This is a genomic window from Bacillus sp. 105MF (genome assembly GCF_000374885.1).
In the GTDB taxonomy this organism is placed as follows: domain Bacteria; phylum Bacillota; class Bacilli; order Bacillales; family Bacillaceae_G; genus Bacillus_A; species Bacillus_A pseudomycoides.
Map to the genome: position 1 here is coordinate 1 of NZ_KB895579.1, position 21,364 is coordinate 21,364.

The following is a 21,364-nucleotide window of genomic DNA, read 5'->3' on the forward strand; positions in this document are numbered from 1 at the left end:
GGAGCTGACGAATACTAATAGATCGAGGACTTAACCATATAATATGAAGCAAATGTTATCTAGTTTTGAAGGAATATGCCTTCAATAGTTTGGTGATGATGGCAGAGAGGTCACACCCGTTCCCATACCGAACACGGAAGTTAAGCTCTCTAGCGCCGATGGTAGTTGGGACCTTGTCCCTGTGAGAGTAGGACGTCGCCAAGCAAAAACCTAAGTCGTTTCGACTTAGGTTTTTTTGTATACATTTTTATTTGCCAAATGTAGTAATCCATAAATTTAGTAATGCTAAAAAAGAAAAAAGAACAAAGAAGAGGCTGTTTAAAATAATAGCGATTTGTTTTGGTTTTCCAGGTTTTCCGAACGAACCTAGAATAGTTCCGATAATGGGACTAATTATTTCTACAAGCAGTATAGGTTTGAAGTAATGATAGTAGAAAAAGTGAGATGTTATAAAGGAAGATTCAATAATTGCACCAGTTACTGCGATGAAAAAAAACAAATATGACCATATATTAAGGTTCTGCATAATTAATCCACCTATAAATTAGTGTGAACTTATAGTAATAGTATCATGAGTTTCACTTAAATATACAAAAAATGATATTACTTGAACCTTAATTTGATTACTTCTTCTTATGCTAAGGTTATACATGGTATGAATTTGAAAATAAATAACTGCTATTGTGATAAATTTAGAAAATGAAATTCAATTAAATCCTGGTTAAGGTATTTTATCGCTACACGGCTAGATCTTCATATGATTGCATCTTATACGCCTATCCTAATTCCCTTTCCCACTTGCATATATTTTCACTTCTTCTTTTGAATATAACTAAAACACGAACGATATCAATAACTAATAAAAAAACATTCGATTATTTGTTGACATGGCTTATGAAATGTTGTTAATATATCCATAGAAACAATATTATATCGCACCTCATATAATCGCGGGGATATGGCCTGCAAGTCTCTACCTAACGACCGTTATTCGTTAGACTATGGGGGAAAGTCACTCGGTATTTTTCTATTCACAAGGGATACGTATGCCTGAGTAGAGCGCTTTCTCTCATAGTAAAAGAGAAACTGTTCTATTTCAGGCTTTTTTTATTTGAATCGGGGGGATTCTAATATGAAATCACTAGTTGGAATCATAATGGGAAGCACGTCAGACTGGGAAACAATGAAATATGCTTGTGACATTTTAGATGAATTACACATTCCGTATGAGAAGAAAGTTGTATCCGCTCATCGGACTCCAGATTATATGTTTGAATATGCAGAAACAGCTCGTGAACGTGGGTTAAAAGTTATTATTGCTGGAGCTGGAGGAGCCGCTCATTTACCAGGGATGGTTGCAGCGAAGACAAATCTTCCTGTAATCGGTGTTCCTGTTCAATCAAAAGCGTTAAATGGTTTAGATTCTTTACTGTCTATCGTTCAAATGCCAGGAGGAGTTCCAGTTGCGACTGTTGCGATTGGTAAGGCTGGTTCAACAAACGCAGGACTACTTGCTGCACAAATACTTGGATCATTTCATGATGACATACATGATGCATTAGAACTGAGACGAGAAGCAATTGAGAAAAATGTGCGTGAAGGTAGTGAGTTGGTATGACAAGAATCATTTTACCGGGAAAAACAATTGGCATTATTGGCGGTGGCCAGCTTGGAAGAATGATGGCGCTAGCAGCGAAGGAAATGGGCTATAAAATTGCTGTACTAGATCCGGCAAAACATTCACCATGTGCACAAGTTGCTGATATTGAAATTGTTGCATCTTATGATGATTTGAAAGCGATTCAGCATTTAGCGGAAATAAGCGATGTTGTCACATATGAATTTGAGAATATTGATTATAGATGTTTACAATGGCTTGAAAAACATGCGTATTTACCACAAGGCAGTCAGTTATTAAACAAAACGCAAAATCGTTTTACAGAAAAGAATGCAATCGTAAAGGCTGGTTTACCAGTAGCACCATATAGACTTGTGAAGAAACAAGATGAACTTTTAGAAGCAATTACGGAACTTTCCTTTCCTTGTGTGTTAAAAACAACAACAGGAGGATATGACGGAAAAGGGCAAGTTGTTTTAAGAAGTGAGACGGATGTTGTAAGAGCAAGGGAGCTTGCCAGTCAAGCTGAATGTATTCTTGAAAAATGGGTGCCATTTGAAAAAGAAATATCAGTTATTGTAACTCGTAGCGTAAGTGGTGAAACGAAGGTATTTCCAGTAGCTGAAAATATTCACGTTAATAACATCTTACATGAATCCATCGTACCAGCTCGTATTTCAGAAGAGCTTTCACAAAAAGGAATTGAATATGCACAGGTACTAGCGGATGAACTGCAGCTTGTGGGAACACTAGCGGTAGAGATGTTTGCTACGGCAGATGGTGAGATTTATATTAATGAATTAGCACCAAGACCTCACAATTCAGGACATTATACAATTGATGCATGCGAAACGAGTCAATTTGGGCAACATATTCGAGCAATCTGTAATTTACCTCTAGGAGAAACAAATTTGTTAAAACCAGTTGTCATGGTAAACATTTTAGGCGAACATATAGAAGGGGTCCTAAAGCAAGTGAATAGATTAACCGGGTGCTATTTACACTTGTATGGAAAAGAAGAAGCAAAGCTGCAGCGTAAAATGGGGCATGTAAATATTTTAAATGAAAATGTTGAAGATGCTTTAGACAAAGCGCAAGAATTGCATATTTGGGACCATCAAGAACAACTTTTGGAGGGAAAAAGATGATTAGTCGTTATACACGCCCTGAAATGGGTGCGATTTGGACGGAAGAGAACAAATTTAAAGCGTGGTTAGAAGTTGAGATTTTAGCATGTGAAGCATGGGCCGAACTTGGTGATATCCCAAAAGAAGATGTGAAAAAAATTCGTGAACATGCATCATTCGATATGGAGCGTATTTATGAGATTGAAAAAGAAACACGTCATGATGTAGTTGCTTTCACTCGTGCTGTATCAGAAACACCAGCATTAGGTGAAGAACGCAAATGGGTACATTACGGTTTAACATCTACAGACGTAGTAGATACAGCTTTATCTTATATCTTAAAACAAGCAAATGAAATTCTACTAAACGATTTAGAAAATTTCATTACTATTTTAGCTAACAAAGCAAAAGAGCATAAGTACACAATTATGATGGGAAGAACACACGGTGTTCATGCAGAACCAACAACATTTGGTTTAAAACTTGGTCTTTGGTATGAAGAAATGAAACGTAACTTAGAACGTTTCAAACAAGCAGCTGATACAGTTCGCGTTGGTAAATTGTCTGGTGCAGTTGGTACATACGCGAACATTAATCCATTCGTAGAAAAATATGTTTGTGAAAACTTAGGGTTAGAAGCAGCTCCGATTTCAACACAAACATTGCAACGTGATCGTCATGCACATTACATGTCAATACTTGCATTAATCGCAACATCTATTGAGAAAATGGCAGTCGAAATTCGTGGTTTACAAAAGAGTGAAACACGTGAAGTGGAAGAGTCATTTGCGAAAGGACAAAAAGGTTCTTCTGCAATGCCACATAAACGAAATCCAATCGGTTCTGAAAATATGACTGGTTTAGCTCGTGTTATCCGTGGTTATATGATGACATCTTACGAGAATGTTCCATTATGGCATGAACGTGATATTTCACATTCTTCTGCAGAACGTATTATCTTACCAGATGCAACAATCGCATTAAACTACATGTTAAATCGCTTTGGTAATATCGTGAAAAACTTAACGGTATTCCCAGAGAACATGAAGCGCAATATGCAAAGAACATACGGTTTAATTTACTCTCAACGCGTAATGCTTACGCTAATCGACAAAGGTATGGTACGTGAAGAAGCTTACGATATCGTACAGCCTAAAGCGATGGAAGCTTGGGAGACACAAGTACAATTTAAGGAGCTTGTAGAAGCAGATGAGCGTATTACAAGCAAATTAACACAAGAAGAAATCAACGAATGCTTTAACTACGAGCATCACTTACAACACGTTGATACAATCTTTGAACGTCTTGGATTAAACTGATAATTTTATATGGCACAGAATAGAGTCATTCTGTGCCATTCTTTATAAAAAAATTATTCATATTTTTCAAACTACGGGGGGCTTGCGAAATGCAAAAGCTAGAATTGCTGTATGAAGGTAAGGCAAAAAGAATTTATCGTACAGAAGCAGCAGATATGGTTTGGGTAGAGTACAAAGATAGTGCTACTGCTTTCAATGGGGAGAAAAAAGCGACAATTACAGGAAAAGGTCGTCTGAACAATGAGATTACAACTCTTTTATTCAGAAAGTTACAAGAAGTGGGAATTAAAACACATTTTGTTGAGAAGCTGTCAGATACAGAACAACTTGTGAAAAAAGTAAGTATTATTCCATTAGAGGTTGTCACAAGAAACGTAATTGCAGGAAGTCTTTCAAAACGATTAGGAATGGAAGAAGGAACTGTACTTGCAGCACCAATCGTAGAATTTTACTACAAAGATGATGATTTAGGAGATCCGCTTGTAACAGAAGATCATATTCGCGTATTAAACGTTGCAACGCCAGAGCAAGTAAGTACATTAAGAGAAAAAGCTCTACAAATCAATCAAGTATTGATTGAGCACTTCGCAAGCTGTCGTGTAAGATTAGTAGATTTTAAATTAGAGTTTGGTGTAACAGAAGAAGGCGAAATCGTATTAGCAGATGAAATTTCACCAGATACTTGCCGTTTATGGGATGAAGAGAGCAATGAGAAATTTGATAAAGATGTATTCCGCCGTGATTTAGGCAATTTAACAGAGGCATATGAAGAAATTTTAAAACGTTTAGGGGGAGCTTCACATGTATAAAGTTAAGGTATATGTAACATTAAGAGAGAGCGTATTAGATCCACAAGGAACAGCAGTAAAAGGTGCTCTTCACAGTCTTTCCTTTACAGAAGTACAAGAGGTCCGCATTGGTAAATATATGGAGCTAATAATCGATAAATCAGTAACTGATCTGGATAGCAAGGTAAAAGAAATGTGTGAAAAACTATTAGCGAACGTTGTAATGGAAGATTTCCGTTACGAAGTTGAGGAGGTTGTCGCACAGTGAAATTTGCCGTAATCGTTTTTCCAGGTTCGAACTGTGATGTTGATATGTTTCATGCAATTAAGGATGAGCTTGGTGAAGAGGTAGACTACGTTTGGCATGATGCAGAGAATTTAGATGAGTATGATGCAATTCTTTTACCAGGTGGATTCTCTTACGGTGATTATCTTCGCTGCGGTGCCATTTCTCGCTTTGCAAATGCAATGAAGGCAGTGCAAAAAGCTGCTGAGCAAGGAAAGCCGATTTTAGGTGTATGTAATGGATTCCAAATTTTAGTTGAATCAGGATTACTACCAGGTGCATTAATGCGAAATGAAAACTTGAAGTTTATGTGTCGTACAGTTCAGTTACGTGTGGAAAATAATGAAACAATGTTTACGTCGCAATATAAACAGGGTGAAGTAATCGATATTCCAATCGCACATGGCGAAGGAAATTACTACTGCGATGAAGCAACTCTTAAAGAATTAGAAGAAAAGAACCAAATTGCATTCCGTTATGTAGACAATCCAAACGGAAGCGTTTCAGATATTGCAGGTATTGTAAATGAAAAAGGAAATGTACTTGGCATGATGCCACATCCAGAGCGTGCTGTGAGTGAATTGCTTGGCGGCGCTGAAGGTTTAAAAGTCTTTCAATCTATTTTGAAACATTGGAGGGAAACATATGTCGTTAATGCTTGAACCAAATCCAACACAAATTAAAGAAGAACGTATATATGCGGAAATGGGGCTAACAGACGAAGAGTTTGCCATGGTTGAAAAGATTTTAGGTCGTTTGCCGAACTACACAGAAACAGGTCTTTTCTCTGTTATGTGGTCAGAGCACTGTAGTTATAAAAACTCAAAACCAGTTCTTCGTAAGTTTCCAACAACAGGAGAGCGTGTACTACAAGGACCTGGAGAAGGTGCAGGGATTGTAGATATCGGTGATAACCAAGCGGTTGTATTTAAAATGGAAAGTCATAATCACCCTTCAGCAATTGAGCCATATCAAGGCGCGGCAACGGGTGTTGGTGGTATTATTCGCGATGTATTCTCTATGGGAGCACGTCCAGTAGCATTATTAAACTCACTTCGCTTCGGTGAACTACAATCACCACGCGTAAAATATTTATTTGAAGAAGTAGTTGCAGGGATTGCAGGATACGGTAACTGCATCGGTATTCCAACTGTGGGCGGAGAAGTACAGTTTGATCCATGTTATGAAGGCAACCCGCTTGTAAATGCAATGTGCGTTGGTTTAATTAATCATGAAGATATTAAAAAAGGGCAAGCACACGGTGCTGGTAATACGGTTATGTACGTAGGTGCTTCAACAGGACGCGACGGTATTCACGGTGCAACTTTCGCATCGGAAGAACTATCTGAGAGTTCAGAAGCAAAACGTCCAGCAGTACAAGTAGGCGATCCATTTATGGAGAAACTTCTTATTGAAGCATGCCTAGAGCTGATCCAATCTGATGCTCTTGTCGGAATTCAAGATATGGGAGCTGCCGGTTTAACATCATCTTCTGCAGAAATGGCAAGTAAAGCAGGAATGGGTATTGAAATGTACTTAGACGATGTACCACAACGTGAAACTGGTATGACACCATATGAAATGATGTTATCTGAATCACAAGAGCGTATGTTGATTGTGGTGAAAAAAGGTAGAGAACAAGAAATTGTAGATTTATTTGAAAAGTACGGACTTGCGGCAGTTACGATGGGGAAAGTAACTGAAGATAAAATGCTTCGATTATTCCATAAAGGTGAAATGGTAGCGGAAGTTCCAGCAGATGCATTAGCAGAAGAAGCACCAATTTATCATAAGCCTTCAAAAGAAGCAGCGTACTTTAAAGAGTTCCAAGAAATGAAGATGGAAACACCAAAAGTAGATAACTATAAAGAGACATTACTAGCTCTATTACAACAACCAACGATTGCAAGTAAAGAGTGGGTATATGATCAGTACGATTATCAAGTGCGCACAAGCACAGTTGTTACACCAGGATCAGACGCGGCAGTTGTACGTGTACGTGGTACAGAGAAAGCATTAGCAATGACAACAGACTGTAACTCTCGCTACATTTACTTAGATCCTGAAATGGGCGGTAAAATTGCAGTAGCAGAAGCTGCACGTAATATCGTATGTTCTGGTGGGGAACCACTTGCAATTACAGATTGCTTGAACTTTGGTAACCCAGAAAAACCAGAGATTTTCTGGCAAATTGAGAAGTCAGTAGATGGTATGAGTGAAGCTTGTCGCACATTACAAACTCCAGTTATCGGCGGAAACGTATCAATGTACAATGAACGTAGCGGTGAAGCTGTATATCCAACACCGACTGTTGGTATGGTAGGTCTTGTTCATGACTTAAAACATGTAACAACACAAGAGTTTAAGCAAGCTGGCGATCTTATTTATGTAATTGGTGAAACGAAAGCTGAGTTTGGTGGAAGTGAATTGCAAAAGATGGTATACGGTAAAATCTTTGGTCAATCACCAAGCATCGATTTAGAAGTAGAATTAAAACGCCAAAAACAATTACTAGAAGCTATTCAAGCGGGACTTGTTCAATCTGCACATGACGTTGCAGAAGGAGGATTAGCAGTTGCGATTGCTGAAAGTGCAATTGGTGCGAAACACTTAGGTGCTACTGTGAAATTAGATGGGGAAGCAACAGCGGCATTATTCTCGGAATCACAATCACGCTTTGTCGTAACAGTAAAACGTGAACAACAAGAAGCGTTTGAGAAATCAGTAGAAGCAATTCAAGTTGGAGAAGTCACAAATACAAATGAAGTAACAATTCATAATGAAGAAAATGAAGTATTACTTATAGCAAATGTTGATGAAATGAGAAAGGCTTGGAAAGGGGCAATCCCATGCTTGCTGAAATAAAGGGGTTAAATGAAGAATGTGGCGTTTTCGGAATTTGGGGGCATGAAAATGCAGCACAAGTTACGTACTACGGATTGCATAGTTTGCAGCACCGTGGGCAAGAAGGCGCGGGCATTGTTGTCAATAACGGGGAGAAAATTGTTGGCCATAAGGGGTTAGGTTTAGTATCAGAAGTGTTTTCAAGAGGTGAGCTAGAAGGCTTAAATGGAAAATCAGCAATTGGACACGTGCGCTATGCGACAGCAGGCGGAAGTGAAGTAGCAAATGTGCAACCATTACTATTCCGTTTCTCTGATCATAGTATGGCGTTAGCTCACAACGGAAATTTAATTAACGCAAAAATGCTTCGCCGTGAATTAGAGGCAGAAGGAAGTATTTTTCAAACAAGTTCAGATACAGAAGTACTGCTTCATTTAATTAAACGCAATACAAAAGGTTCACTAATCGAGAGCGTAAAAGATGCTTTGAACAAAGTAAAAGGCGCATTTGCGTATCTTTTACTAACAGGAAACGAAATGATTGTTGCACTAGATCCGAATGGATTCCGACCACTTTCAATTGGGAAAATGGGGGATGCGTATGTCGTAGCATCTGAAACATGTGCTTTTGATGTAGTTGGTGCAACATACATTCGTGATGTAGAACCTGGAGAACTACTTATCATTAATGACGAGGGTATTCAAGTAGATCGTTTTACAAACGAAGTAGATCATGCAATTTGTAGTATGGAATACATTTACTTTGCTCGTCCAGATTCTAATATTGCTGGCATTAACGTTCATGCAGCACGTAAAAATATGGGGAAGCGTTTAGCGATGGAAGCTCCAATTGAAGCAGATGTTGTAACAGGTGTTCCAGACTCTAGTATTTCGGCAGCGATCGGTTATGCAGAAGCAACAGGAATTCCATACGAATTAGGATTAATTAAAAATCGTTACGTTGGTCGTACCTTTATCCAACCTTCTCAAGAATTGCGTGAGCAAGGGGTAAAAATGAAGCTTTCAGCAGTACGAGGCGTGGTTGAAGGAAAGCGTGTTGTAATGATTGACGATTCCATTGTACGAGGAACAACAAGTAAACGTATTGTGCGCATGCTTCGTGAGGCAGGAGCGACAGAAGTACATGTGAGAATTGCTTCTCCGCCACTTAAGTATCCATGTTTCTATGGAATTGATATTCAAACGAGAAAAGAATTAATTGCAGCAAATAACTCTGTAGAAGAAATACGTCAAATCATCGGTGCAGATTCTTTAACATTTTTAAGTGAAGATGGCTTAGTAGATGCAATTGGACGTCCATATGAAGGGAAATACGGCGGCTTATGTATGGCTTACTTTAATGGAGATTATCCAACAGCTCTTTATGATTATGAGCAAGAGCTTTTAGAAAGTATGAAATAAAAAGGCGAGAAGCTTCTACTTCATTTTAAGTAGAAGCTAGCTTTTTCCTAAAACATACTCTATAAAGAGAGTGCCCGCTTGGGTGGGAGAAATTAAAAGACGAGGTGTAAAAAACGATGGCGAATGCATATAAGCAAGCAGGAGTAGATATTGAAGCTGGATATGAAGCGGTATCTCGCATGAAAAAACACGTACAAACAACAATGAGAAAAGAAGTACTAGGCGGTCTTGGCGGTTTTGGAGGTATGTTTGATCTATCAAAATTTGCATTAGAAGAACCTGTATTAGTATCTGGAACAGACGGCGTGGGTACAAAATTAATGCTCGCTTTTATGATGGATAAACATGACACAATTGGTATTGATGCAGTAGCGATGTGTGTAAATGATATTGTTGTCCAAGGGGCAGAACCGCTTTTCTTCCTTGATTACATTGCTTGCGGTAAAGCAGAACCTAGTAAAATTGAAAACATCGTCAAAGGTATATCAGAAGGTTGTCGCCAAGCGGGTTGTGCATTAATTGGTGGAGAGACAGCTGAGATGCCAGGTATGTATTCCACTGAAGAGTATGACTTAGCTGGTTTTACTGTTGGAATTGTTGATAAAAAGAAAATTGTAACAGGTCAGTCTATTGAAGCTGGTCATGTATTAATTGGTTTAGCATCTAGTGGTATTCATAGTAACGGGTATTCTTTAGTACGAAAAGTGTTATTGGAAGACGGACAGCTATCTTTAGACCGTATACAGGGTCGCTTAGAACTACCTCTTGGTGAAGAACTATTAAAACCAACGAAAATTTATGTCAAACCTATTTTAGAACTATTGAAAAAGTATGAAGTGTATGGCATGGCACATATTACAGGTGGCGGCTTTATTGAAAATATTCCACGTATGTTGCCGGAAGGAATCGGTGCAGAAATTGAACTAGGTTCTTGGCAAATTCAACCGATTTTTAGCTTGCTTCAAGAGGTTGGAAAATTAGAAGAAAAAGAAATGTTCAATATTTTTAACATGGGTATTGGTATGGTAGTTGCAGTAAAAGAAGAAGATGCAAAAGCTGTTGTTCAACTTCTTGCAGAACAAGGAGAAAAAGCACATATTATTGGACGTACTGTAAAAGGATCAGGTGTTACTTTTAATGGAGGCGCAGAACTATGAGTAGATTGGCAGTCTTTGCCTCTGGAAGCGGCTCTAACTTCCAAGCACTAATTAATGCAGTGGAAGAAAAAAGATTACATGCTGAAATTAGTTTGCTAGTATGTGATCAACCTGAGGCACGTGTTATCGGACGAGCGCATTATCATCATGTTCCATGCTTTGCTTTTTCAGCGAAAGAATATGAATCAAAAGAAGCATTTGAAAATGAGATATTAAAAAAACTGCGAGAATACGAGATTGATTGTGTTATTTTGGCAGGATATATGCGTCTTATCGGGTCAACATTATTAGAAGCCTATGGTGGGAAAATCATTAACATTCATCCATCATTATTACCGAGTTTTCCAGGGAAAGATGCTGTTGGTCAAGCATTAGAAGCGGGTGTGAAAGTAACTGGTGTGACAATTCATTATGTAGATGCAGGGATGGATACAGGGCCAATTATCGCACAAGAAGCAGTAACAGTTTCTGAAACGGATACGAGAGAGAGTTTACAAAAGAAAATTCAGCAAGTTGAACATAGATTGTACGTAGATATGGTGAACGAAATCGTTCAATTTATAGAAGAGCCAACTGTTAAATAACATTCAACTAGGGGTGAAGGATAAATGAAAAAGCGTGCATTAGTAAGTGTTTCGAATAAAACAGGCGTTGTAGAATTTGTTAAAGGATTACTTGAACAAGGGATTGAAGTTATTTCAACAGGCGGAACGAAAAGATTATTAGAAGAAAACGGCTTACAAGTCATCGGGATTTCTGAAGTAACAGGTTTCCCAGAAATTATGGATGGACGTGTGAAAACATTACATCCAAACATCCATGGTGGTTTACTTGCAGTACGTGATAATGAAACGCATGTGGCGCAGATGAATGAATTAGGCATTCAGCCAATCGACTTTGTTGTTGTAAACTTATACCCATTTAAAGAAACAGTTGCTAAACCTGATGTGACATTTGCTGATGCAATTGAAAATATTGATATCGGTGGTCCAACAATGATTCGTTCAGCTGCGAAAAATCATAAATTTGTATCAGTAATCGTTGATCCAACAGATTATGATGTTGTACTAGCTGAGTTAAAAGAAAACGGTGAAGTTATAGACGAAACAAAACGTAAATTAGCAGCAAAAGTATTCCGCCATACAGCGGCATATGATGCATTAATTTCAAACTATTTAACTGAACAAATGGGAGAAGAAAGTCCAGAAACATTAACGGTAACATTCGAGAAAAACCAAGATTTACGTTACGGAGAAAACCCACATCAAAAAGCAACATTCTATAAAGCACCATTTGCAGCAACTTCTTCTGTTGCATATGCAGAGCAGTTACATGGAAAAGAGCTATCTTACAACAATATCAATGACGCAGATGCAGCGCTTAGCATCGTGAAAGAATTTACAGAACCAGCAGTGGTAGCAGTAAAACATATGAATCCATGCGGAGTTGGTGTTGGTACTGATATTCATGAAGCATATACACGTGCTTACGAAGCAGATCCAGTATCAATCTTTGGCGGCATTATTGCAGCGAATCGTGAAATTGATAAAGCTACAGCAGAAAAATTACATGAAATTTTCTTAGAAATTATTATTGCACCTTCCTTCTCAGAGGAAGCATTAGAAGTGTTGCAAAGTAAGAAAAACTTACGTCTTTTAACTGTAAATATTGAAAAAGCAGTAAATGCAAGTAAAAAATTAACTTCTGTACAAGGTGGCCTTCTTGTTCAAGAAGAAGATACGCTAGCGCTAGATGAAGATGCAATTACAGTTCCAACAAAACGTGAACCAACAGAGCAAGAATGGGTCGATTTAAAACTAGCTTGGAAAGTTGTCAAACACGTAAAATCAAATGCAATTGTTTTAACAAAAGATAATATGACAATTGGAGTTGGAGCTGGACAAATGAACCGCGTTGGCTCAGCGAAAATTGCTATTACACAAGCTGCTGATAAAGCACAAGGTAGTGCGCTTGCATCTGATGCATTTTTCCCAATGCCAGATACAGTAGAAGAGGCTGCCAAAGCAGGGATTACAGCAATCATTCAACCAGGCGGATCGATTCGTGATGAAGATTCTATTAAAAAAGCTGATGAGTTTGGCATTACTATGGTGTTCACTGGCGTACGTCATTTCAAACATTAATAGGGGAAGTTTAAAAAGTCCGGTCAAGATAACCTTCGCATTTCTTCGTTGCATTGCCAGTCCGGTACTCATGTAGTATAAGCTACACTCCGTGTCCTCCTGGCAGCTGCGCCTCGAACTGCTCGGTTCTCTTGATCCTCCTTTTTAAACCTGGATTAATAGGGGAAGTTTAAAAAGTCCGGTTAAGATAGCTGCCGCATTTCTTGGTTGTATTGCCAGTCCGGTACTCATGTAGTATAAGCTACACTCTGTGTCCTCCTGGCAGCTGCGCCTCGAACTGCTCGGTTCTCTTGATCCTCCTTTTTAAACTTATATTGTTAGAAGAAGTTCAAAAAGTCCGGCCAAGATAACCTTCTTTTTGAACATGAACGAATAGAAACAAACTAGGGGCATTGCTCCTGGTTTGTACTTATTTGAATATTGGAGGATGACATATGAATGTTTTAGTAATTGGCCGCGGTGGACGTGAGCATGCTTTAGCTTGGAAGTTTGCACAGTCTGAGCAAGTGGAAAAGGTATATGTAGCACCAGGAAATGAAGGTATGAGAGACGTGGCAACGCCAGTTGCTATTGATGAAAATGATTTTGATGCACTTGTTCTGTTTGGGAAAGAGAACAATATAGGTTTAACATTCGTCGGTCCCGAAATTCCGCTTATGAATGGGATTGTCGATCGTTTTGAGGCAGAAGGACTTCGTGTTTTTGGTCCGAATAAAGCAGCGGCTGTGATTGAGGGCAGTAAAGCTTTTACAAAAGAATTGATGAAAAAGTACGATATTCCAACAGCAGCATATGAAACGTTCACGAACTATGAGGAAGCAGTAGCGTATATTCAAAAAATTGGTGCACCAATTGTTATTAAAGCGGACGGTTTAGCAGCTGGTAAAGGTGTAACAGTGGCAATGACGTTAGAAGAGGCATTACAAGCTGTAAAAGAAATGCTGCAAGATGTGAAATTTGGTGAAGCAAGTAAAAAGGTTGTTATTGAAGAGTTTTTAGATGGACAGGAATTCTCTTTAATGGCATTCGTAAATGGAACAACTGTTTATCCAATGGTAATTGCACAAGATCATAAACGCGCTTTTGATGGTGATAAAGGACCGAATACAGGAGGAATGGGTGCATATTCTCCAGTACCACAAATTCCAGAATCAGCGGTTGAAGTAGCGATTGAAACGGTTTTACATCCAACCGCTCAGGCGATGATCAAAGAAGGTCGTTCATTTACAGGTATTTTATATGCAGGTCTTATTTTAACAAACGAAGGCCCAAAAGTAATTGAGTTTAATGCTCGTTTTGGAGATCCGGAAACAGAGGTTGTACTGCCTCGTTTAGACAATGATTTAGTTGATGTATGTAATAGCGTTTTAGATGGAGAAAAATTAGTGCTTAAATGGTCCGAAGAAGCGGTTATTGGTGTAGTACTTGCTTCAAAAGGATATCCGGAAGTATATGAAAAAGGCGCTATTATTCGCGGATTAGATACATTAGAAGATGCAATTGTTTTTCATGCAGGTACAGCTATGAAGCGTGGAGATTTCGTAACAAACGGTGGTCGTGTACTATTTGTTGCTTGTAAAGCAAAAGACTTACAAGAAGCGAAAGATAAAGTATATAAAGAAATCGCGAAAATTAAGAGTGATGGGTTATTTTATCGAAATGATATAGGATACCGCGCAATTGCAAAGGTAGATTGCTAGAAGCTAACATGTTTTATGTTAGCTTCTTTTTTTGTTTAGTATTTACTTTCGATCAAAACATAAAAAGTGGTTTGCTTTATTTTGTATGCAGAAAGCAAGTCCTAATAATTAAAGTAGTATATTATCTAGTTGATCCTGAAATCCCAAGCTTCTCCATCTTCCTGTATAATGTTCGAACACTAATTCCTAAATCAGCAGCAGCCTGTTTTTTTCCTTCATAATCATATCCATAATAATGAAGCTTTTTAATAATACTCTCTTTTTCGGCCTCTTTTAATGTACTGCATTCTTTTGAAGGTGACTGTGGTTGAGTTATATTATGTTGTAGGAATCCCGGTAAGGATGATTGGGTTACTTGGCTACTCTTTTCCATATTCATACTGTATTCTAAAATGTTCTCTAGTTCACGAATGTTCCCAGGCCAGTGATATTGCTTTAACTTTTCTAAAAAATCATCTGTATAAGTTTGAATGAATTTTCCTGTTCTTGTTTGTAATTTTTCAATTAAGAAGGGAACTAGTTTTTTTAAGTCTTCTTTTCTTTCTCTTAATGGTGGTAAATGGATAGGAATAACATTTAGTCTGTAGTAAAGATCGGAACGGAATTGTTTAGATTCCATCAATTTTTCTAATGATTGATTAGATGCAGCGATAATCCGGATATTCACTTTTTTAGGAAGTGTTCCACCAATTCTTTGTACAACACCATCTTGCAGTACTTTCAATAGTTTTGGTTGTAAATGGAGAGGGAGATCGGCAATTTCATCTAAAAATAGTGTTCCTCGATCAGCCATTTCAAAGTAACCTGGTTTTCCTTTTTTCCTTGCTCCCGTAAATGCACCTTCCTCATAGCCAAAGAGTTCACTTTCGAATAAAGATTCAGGAATACTAGCACAATTTATTTCAATGAAATCTCCTCTTTGGAACATGCTCTGTTCATGAATAAGTTTTGCCATTAAGCTTTTTCCCGTCCCTGTTTCTCCAGTAATAACAATAGAGGAAGTACTACTTTTCATATTTTTTAAGATTTCTCTTATGTTTTGCAATGTATGGCTGTTCCCAAGGATATATTCAGTTTGTTTTAATTTCGTGCCCATTGTGGGAGTGGAATAATTGGTTTCATGAATGATAGCAGTAATAATCCCTTTTAATTTTTCCATCCAATAGATAAATTCTTTTTGCTGGTCGATTAACTTCTGTTGTTTATTTTTTGAAAAACTAACGAATGAAAGATAACCGTAGTGGCGTTCATTTTGAATCATGTTTTGTATAATTTCTGCAGTTGATGGACAGCTCTTTTGAAAGTGACAACCATGACACATATTCATATGTCCTGGCTTATGTACAAAGGTAATGGGATGCTCGTATAGTTTTTGGAAAAAGGGGAGGTAGACACGTTCTCCTTTTTTCTTTTTATATTCTTCCGTTGAAGAAACTAATAGCCCTTCATGGTTGAAATAGGCGATTTCTATTTGTAAGAGTTCGGAAAAGGTATGAATAATTTTTGTGATTGCTGTGATTGTAGACAATTTAGAACCTCCTTTCTATTATATAACCATTGTATGATAATTCTAAAAAATGAAAAAGTGTCAAACGTTTGTCAAAAATGTCAAACAATCGTATTAAGATTGCTTGCTATGATAAGGATTTTCTATGCAATAACATTGGCATGATTTTTGCTTAATAAAAAGTAGATGCAAATAAAGGAGGCTTTTTTATGGAAAGAGATTATTTTCAATTAAAGGATAAAGTGGCGGTTGTAACTGGGGCGGCATCAGGAATTGGGTATGCGACTGCAACAATTTTTGCTGAAGTAGGGGCTGCCGTTATTCTTTTAGATATTGATGAAGAAAAGGGTGTGCAAGCTGCACAGAGTTTACGAGATGAGGGACAGCGAGCAGAGTTTTTGAAGTGCGATGTAACAAGTGAATTAGATTGTAAGAATGTTAGCGAACATATTAGGCAGGTATATGGAAGTGTAGATGTGTTGTTTAACAATGCGGGAATTATTAGAAGAAAAACAGTTGTTGAATTAGAGGAAAGGGAGTGGGATTCAGTTATTAATGTTTCATTAAAAGGTGTATACCTATTATCTAAATATATCATTCCAATTATGGCTGAAAAGCAAGGTGGGAGTATTATCAATACAGGTTCCGGATGGGGGCTAAAAGGAGGCGATAAAGCAGCTGCTTATTGTGCTGCAAAGGCCGGTGTTGTGAACTTAACGAAGGCGATGGCAATTGATCATGGTCCGCAAAATATTCGAGTGAATTGTATATGTCCTGGTGATACAGATACACAGTTACTACGTGACGAGGCGAAGCAATTAAATGTGGAAGAGGGAACATTTTTGAAAGAGTCAGCAACAGATCGACCTCTATCAAGAATTGGTACGCCTCGTGATATCGCAAAAGGTGTTTTATTTTTAGCTAGCGATTTGTCATCTTGGGTGACAGGAACGGAACTTGTTGTTGATGGTGGAGGTTTAGCATAATTGAAAGAATTTTAATAAGGGGGTATTAAGATGACGAAAAAGGTACATCCTTACATTCCAAATATGGTACCTGAAGTAAAGGAAGAGATGTTAAAAGAAATAGGCGCTGAATCAGTGATGGAATTATACGCTTGTATACCGGATGAACTAAAGTTGAAAGAGGAAATGAACATACCAAAGGCGCTTACAGAATATGAGTTGCGTCGCCACATTGAAGGGATATTGTGTAAGAACACGAGTACAAGTGAATATCTAAATTTTCTAGGAGCAGGTTGCTGGCAGCATTTTGTACCAGCAGTTTGCGATGAAGTGAATCAAAGATCGGAATTTCTGACGGCATATGCCGGTGAACCTTACGAGGATCATGGTAGATTCCAAGCGTTATTTGAATATCAAAGTCTAGTAGCTGAACTTGTTGATATGGATGTTGTAAATGTACCGACGTTTGATTGGGGGCAAGCAGCAGCTACAGCGATTCGAATGGCTACTCGTATTACAAAAAGAACAGAGGTATTAGTAGCGCAAACCATATCACCTGAAAGAATGAAAATTATTCAAAATTATGGCTCCCCAGATCTTGAATTTGTTTTTGTTATTTATGATGCTGAGAATGGTCTTCTAGATTTAGAAGATTTAAAGAATAAGATTTCTTCTAATGTGGCAGCCATTTATTTTGAAAATCCTTCCTATTTAGGGTTTATTGAATCACAAGGTATGGAAATTGCGGAAATTGCGAAGCAGAATGATGCACTAGTAGTAGTTGGTGTTGATCCAATTTCACTTGGAGTGTTGGCGCCGCCAAGTCACTATCAAGCGGATATTGTTTGTGGTGATTTGCAGCCGCTTGGTATGCATATGAACTATAGCGGAGGGCAAGCGGGATTCATTGCTACAAGGGATGAAGAAAAGTTTATTAATGAATATCCTTCACGTCTATTTGGAATTGTGCCAACAGTAAAAGAAGGGGAGTATGGCTTTGGCGATGTGGCTTATGATCGGACATCTTTTGCCCTTCGTGAAAAAGGAAAAGAATCAGTTGGTACACAAACTGCGTTATGGGGAATTACAGCTGGGGTTTATTTATCGTTACTTGGACCGAATGGCATGTATGAATTAGGTCAAACTATTATGCAAAATAGTCAATATGCAGTAAAACAACTGAACAAAATCCCTGGGGTGAGAGGTTCAAGATTAAGTTCTCCATTTTTTAAAGAGTTTCTTGTCGATTTTAATGGGACCGGTTTATCAGTCGAAACCATAAATAAGAAATTATTAGAAAAGCAGATATTTGGAGGGAAGGATATTTCGAAAGAGTTTCCTATATTTGGTCAATGCGCTTTATATTGCGTTACAGAAGTCCATACGAAGGAAGATTTGGATCAGTTAATTGCCGCCCTTCAAGAAATTGTGACGAATTAAAATAAATGAACAGAAAGGAGAATGAACTCATGAAGAAAATTAAAAGGGATAGTAAAGTTCGTGACTTTCATCAAGCAAAATGGAATGAACCAATTATTTTTGAACTTCATCAGCGAGGAGAAAGAGGAGTAGAAGTTCCGACAGCGGATCAAACGATTGTGCAGGAAGTTGGAGATGGAGTTTCAAAGATTCCTCATTCTATGTATAGAAAAGAAAGAGCGAGACTTCCAGAAATCGGTCAGGCGCGTGTGTTAAGGCATTATGTGAGACTTTCACAAGAGACGTTAGGATCCGATTTTAACGTTGAAATTGGGCAAGGGACTTGTACGATGAAATATATCCCAAAAATTAATGAATTATTAGTACGAAATCCTAAAATAATGGAACTGCATCCTCTTCAAGATGAAAGTACGGTCCAAGGGATGCTAGAGATTATATATAAATTGGATCTTTGTATGAGAGAAATATCTGGTATGGATCATTTTTCATTTCAGCCAAGTGGTGGTACGCAAGCATTATTTGCTATGGCTTCCATTGTAAGAAAATATCATGAATCTCGCGGAGAAGGAGAAAAACGGAACGAAATTATTACAACCATTTTTTCTCATCCTTCACAAGCGGCTACAGCAGCTGTTAAAGGCTTTAAAATCATTACGCTTCATCCCGATAAAGATGGATTTCCTGATCTTGAAAAGTTAAAAGCTGTTGTTTCAGAAAGAACAGCAGGATTTGTTGTAGCGAATCCTGAAGATACAGGGATTTTTAATTCGAAGATTAAAGAGTTTACGAGGGTTGTTCATGAAGCTGGTGGGATTTGTTACTACGATCAAGCAAATGCAAATGGCCTTCTTGGGGTTACTCGGGCGAAAGAAGCAGGATTTGATATGTGTTTTTTTAACCTTCACAAAACATTTGCTGCTCCGCATATGTGTGGCGGACCAGCAACAGGTGCACTTGGAGTGAGCAAAGAGCTAAAAGAATATTTACCTGGACCAATTGTGGAATGCGATGAAGGAAAATATTATTTAAATAATGATCTGAAACATTCCATTGGAAAAGTGCGCGCTTTTCATGGGGTAGCACAAACAATTCTCAGGTCTTATGCATGGATTCGTGCCCTTGGTCCAGAAGGATTAAAAGAAGTGGCGAAAACAGCTGTATTAAATAACAATTATATGTATCACAAAGTACAAAAGATTCGTGGTGCAAGTGCTCCATATGTAAAAGGACAGCGCCTTGAGCAAGTTCGCTATAGCTGGGAAGAGCTGAAAAATGAAACAGGTATTACAACAGAGGATGTCCAAAGAAGAATGACGGATTTCGGCTTACACTATTGGACGAGTCACCATCCATATATCGTACCCCAGCCGTTCACGCTTGAACCGACTGAGAGCTATTCTAAGACTGACTTAGATGAGTATATAGCAGCCCTTGAACAAATTTCTAAGGAAGCCTATGAAAATCCCAAAGTCATTCAAAACGCTCCGCAAAATAGTACGATTCACAAATTAGATGAACAGGATTTTCTCGATAATCCGAAAAAATGGTGTATTACATGGAGAGCGTATCAGAAGAAGGTGCAGTTACTAGAATTGATTTGAAGGAAATGGGAAGGCAATCAGAATTGTTTTTGATTGTCTTTCGTTCTATAACATTGTAATTCTATTATTACAGGTTAAATAGATTGAATGTTTGAAATTATAAAGAGGGGACATTGTATATTTTGAAACGAATCACTTGATTTTGCATAGAATGAATCAGAGTTTTGGTTTACTAGTATTAAGGTCGTTACAATTATTCTATTTTTAGTGATCGGTATTTTCATGATACTTGGTATATTCTTTAGCCCGGCAGTAGGGTTTCATAATCTTACGATAGGTGAGGCTCCTTTCAAAGGAGGATTTTTGGCTATAGTTGGTGTTTTTATGATTGCAGGTTTCTCCTTCCAAGGTACAGAAATGGTTGGTATTGCTTCTGGTGAAAGTGAGGATCCAGAGCGGAATGTTCCTCGGGCAATTCGTAGTGTTTTTTGGAGGGTGTTAATTTTTATGTGTTGGCTATAGCCGTAATAGGGATTATTATTCCATATACAGACCCGAGTCTTCTTAAATCGGATGTGGATCATATTTCTATTAGCCCATTTACTTTAGTTTTTCAAAAAGCTGGACTTGCATTTGCGGCATCATTAATGAATGCTGTCATTTTAACCTCTGTGCTTTCAGCTTGCAATTCTTCTATGTATGCTTCTACTCGCATGCTTTGGGCTCTTGCACAAGAAGGAAAAGCGCCTAAAATTTTGCGTAAGGTAAATAGAAGAGGGGTCCCTACCTATGCTTTGTATGCCAATATTATTTTTAGATTACTTGTCTTTTTATCATCATTCATTGGCGATGGCGTTGTTTATATATGGCTGCTTAATATGACGGGGTTTTTAACATGGATTGGAATCGCAATCTGTCATTATAGATTTCGTAAAGCATACGTGGCACAAGGGAGAAGCTTAAATGAACTAACATTTAAGGCGAAATGGTATCCCTTTGGTCCGTTGTTTACGTTAGTATTATGTATCATTGTTATTATTGGACAAGGAAGTGAAGTGGTTTCTGGAGAGGCGATTAACTGGTATGGAATGCTTGTATCGTATATTAGTGTACCGGTGTTTATTATTCTTTGGTTAGGTTATAAGTTTATTAAAAAGACGAAGGTTGTCCCGTTAAAAGAGTGTGACTTTAGCCGAGATGATTTGTGAAACAGCCTCTAAATTGATTTTTAAGACAATAGAATATATGAATCTCATTTCTATTCATATTACGCATCCGCAGTTAGCGGGTGCATTTTTGTATGGTTGGATTGTCATCATATATAGTTAGATAGAAAGATAGGAAAAATTATATTGTATGTTGAATGTTTCAAGGAGTTACAATCTGTTTGCATTTTAATTCGCCAATCAACAATAGAAAAATAGAAATAACTAAAGTAAGCGCAGCACCAATAAGTGGAAGTGCTTGATTATCTCATGGGTTATTTATAAATTGTAGGTGGGGAATA

At 37.9% G+C, this 21,364-nt stretch carries 17 protein-coding genes, 1 rRNA gene, 1 pseudogene and 1 riboswitch; of the genes and pseudogenes, 17 read left to right on the top strand and 2 right to left on the bottom strand.

Annotated features, from left to right (window positions below):
• The first annotated feature begins 88 nt into the window (after positions 1-88).
• Positions 89-204: ribosomal RNA gene (rrf, locus tag C564_RS0119320) — 5S ribosomal RNA — on the top strand.
• 43 nt (positions 205-247) lie between these two features.
• Here rrf and C564_RS0119325 read toward each other — a convergent pair.
• A complete protein-coding gene (locus tag C564_RS0119325; RefSeq protein WP_018766462.1) occupies positions 248-526 on the bottom strand; it encodes a hypothetical protein in 279 nt (92 codons plus the stop codon).
• A gap of 394 nt (positions 527-920) precedes the next feature.
• Positions 921-1,022: riboswitch (purine riboswitch) on the top strand.
• 110 nt (positions 1,023-1,132) lie between these two features.
• On the opposite strand from C564_RS0119325, the gene purE reads away from it, so the two are divergent.
• From purE to purD, 12 genes are all read left to right on the top strand, one after another.
• Entirely contained in the window at positions 1,133-1,618 is a 486-nt protein-coding gene (gene purE / locus C564_RS0119330; RefSeq protein ID WP_006093209.1) for a 5-(carboxyamino)imidazole ribonucleotide mutase, read from the top strand.
• A complete protein-coding gene (purK, locus tag C564_RS0119335; RefSeq protein WP_018766463.1) occupies positions 1,615-2,766 on the top strand; it encodes a 5-(carboxyamino)imidazole ribonucleotide synthase in 1,152 nt (383 codons plus the stop codon). Before purE ends, purK begins: the two co-directional genes overlap by 4 nt.
• Positions 2,763-4,064: an adenylosuccinate lyase gene (purB, locus tag C564_RS0119340; protein WP_018766464.1), complete on the top strand. Its 1,302-nt coding sequence runs from the start codon at positions 2,763-2,765 to the stop codon at positions 4,062-4,064. Before purK ends, purB begins: the two co-directional genes overlap by 4 nt.
• 89 nt (positions 4,065-4,153) lie before the next feature.
• Positions 4,154-4,873, top strand: coding sequence for a phosphoribosylaminoimidazolesuccinocarboxamide synthase (purC, locus tag C564_RS0119345; RefSeq protein ID WP_003194587.1), 720 nt, complete (start codon positions 4,154-4,156; stop codon positions 4,871-4,873).
• Positions 4,866-5,120 (top strand): phosphoribosylformylglycinamidine synthase subunit PurS, encoded by a 255-nt coding sequence (gene purS, locus C564_RS0119350; RefSeq protein WP_018766465.1) that lies wholly within the window; start codon positions 4,866-4,868, stop codon positions 5,118-5,120. Before purC ends, purS begins: the two co-directional genes overlap by 8 nt.
• Positions 5,117-5,800 carry a phosphoribosylformylglycinamidine synthase subunit PurQ gene (gene purQ, locus C564_RS0119355; RefSeq protein ID WP_018766466.1) on the top strand — a complete coding sequence of 228 codons (684 nt, stop codon included), beginning with the start codon at positions 5,117-5,119 and terminating at the stop codon, positions 5,798-5,800. The genes purS and purQ overlap by 4 nt, the downstream gene beginning before the upstream one ends.
• Complete coding sequence (purL, locus tag C564_RS0119360; RefSeq protein ID WP_018766467.1) at positions 5,784-8,003, top strand: phosphoribosylformylglycinamidine synthase II; 2,220 nt, start codon at positions 5,784-5,786, stop codon at positions 8,001-8,003. The genes purQ and purL overlap by 17 nt, the downstream gene beginning before the upstream one ends.
• Positions 7,988-9,403, top strand: a complete 1,416-nt coding sequence (gene purF, locus C564_RS0119365; RefSeq protein ID WP_018766468.1) for an amidophosphoribosyltransferase — start codon at positions 7,988-7,990, stop codon at positions 9,401-9,403. Before purL ends, purF begins: the two co-directional genes overlap by 16 nt.
• A gap of 116 nt (positions 9,404-9,519) precedes the next feature.
• A complete protein-coding gene (purM, locus tag C564_RS0119370; protein WP_003205715.1) occupies positions 9,520-10,560 on the top strand; it encodes a phosphoribosylformylglycinamidine cyclo-ligase in 1,041 nt (346 codons plus the stop codon).
• On the top strand, positions 10,557-11,144 hold the full coding sequence (purN, locus tag C564_RS0119375) for a phosphoribosylglycinamide formyltransferase (protein WP_018766469.1): 588 nt from the start codon (positions 10,557-10,559) through the stop codon (positions 11,142-11,144). Before purM ends, purN begins: the two co-directional genes overlap by 4 nt.
• Before the next feature lie 24 nt (positions 11,145-11,168).
• Positions 11,169-12,704, top strand: coding sequence for a bifunctional phosphoribosylaminoimidazolecarboxamide formyltransferase/IMP cyclohydrolase (purH, locus tag C564_RS0119380; protein ID WP_018766470.1), 1,536 nt, complete (start codon positions 11,169-11,171; stop codon positions 12,702-12,704).
• Between the two features lie 434 nt (positions 12,705-13,138).
• Positions 13,139-14,404: a phosphoribosylamine--glycine ligase gene (gene purD / locus C564_RS0119385; RefSeq protein WP_018766471.1), complete on the top strand. Its 1,266-nt coding sequence runs from the start codon at positions 13,139-13,141 to the stop codon at positions 14,402-14,404.
• A 121-nt stretch (positions 14,405-14,525) separates the two neighbouring features.
• Here purD and C564_RS0119390 read toward each other — a convergent pair whose 3' ends face one another.
• Complete coding sequence (locus tag C564_RS0119390) at positions 14,526-15,932, bottom strand: sigma-54 interaction domain-containing protein (protein ID WP_018766472.1); 1,407 nt, start codon at positions 15,930-15,932, stop codon at positions 14,526-14,528.
• Positions 15,933-16,120: 188 nt separating this feature from the next.
• Between C564_RS0119390 and C564_RS0119395 the strand changes: the two genes are divergently transcribed.
• The 4 genes and pseudogenes from C564_RS0119395 to C564_RS33620 all read left to right on the top strand — a co-directional run.
• Positions 16,121-16,897 carry an SDR family NAD(P)-dependent oxidoreductase gene (locus C564_RS0119395; protein ID WP_018766473.1) on the top strand — a complete coding sequence of 259 codons (777 nt, stop codon included), beginning with the start codon at positions 16,121-16,123 and terminating at the stop codon, positions 16,895-16,897.
• 30 nt (positions 16,898-16,927) lie between these two features.
• Complete coding sequence (gcvPA, locus tag C564_RS0119400) at positions 16,928-18,316, top strand: aminomethyl-transferring glycine dehydrogenase subunit GcvPA (RefSeq protein ID WP_018766474.1); 1,389 nt, start codon at positions 16,928-16,930, stop codon at positions 18,314-18,316.
• A gap of 29 nt (positions 18,317-18,345) precedes the next feature.
• A complete protein-coding gene (gene gcvPB / locus C564_RS0119405) occupies positions 18,346-19,917 on the top strand; it encodes an aminomethyl-transferring glycine dehydrogenase subunit GcvPB (protein ID WP_018766475.1) in 1,572 nt (523 codons plus the stop codon).
• Positions 19,918-20,070: 153 nt separating this feature from the next.
• Positions 20,071-21,065 (top strand): annotated as a pseudogene (locus tag C564_RS33620) (amino acid permease); the annotation flags it as partial.
• Positions 21,066-21,364: the final 299 nt, after the last annotated feature.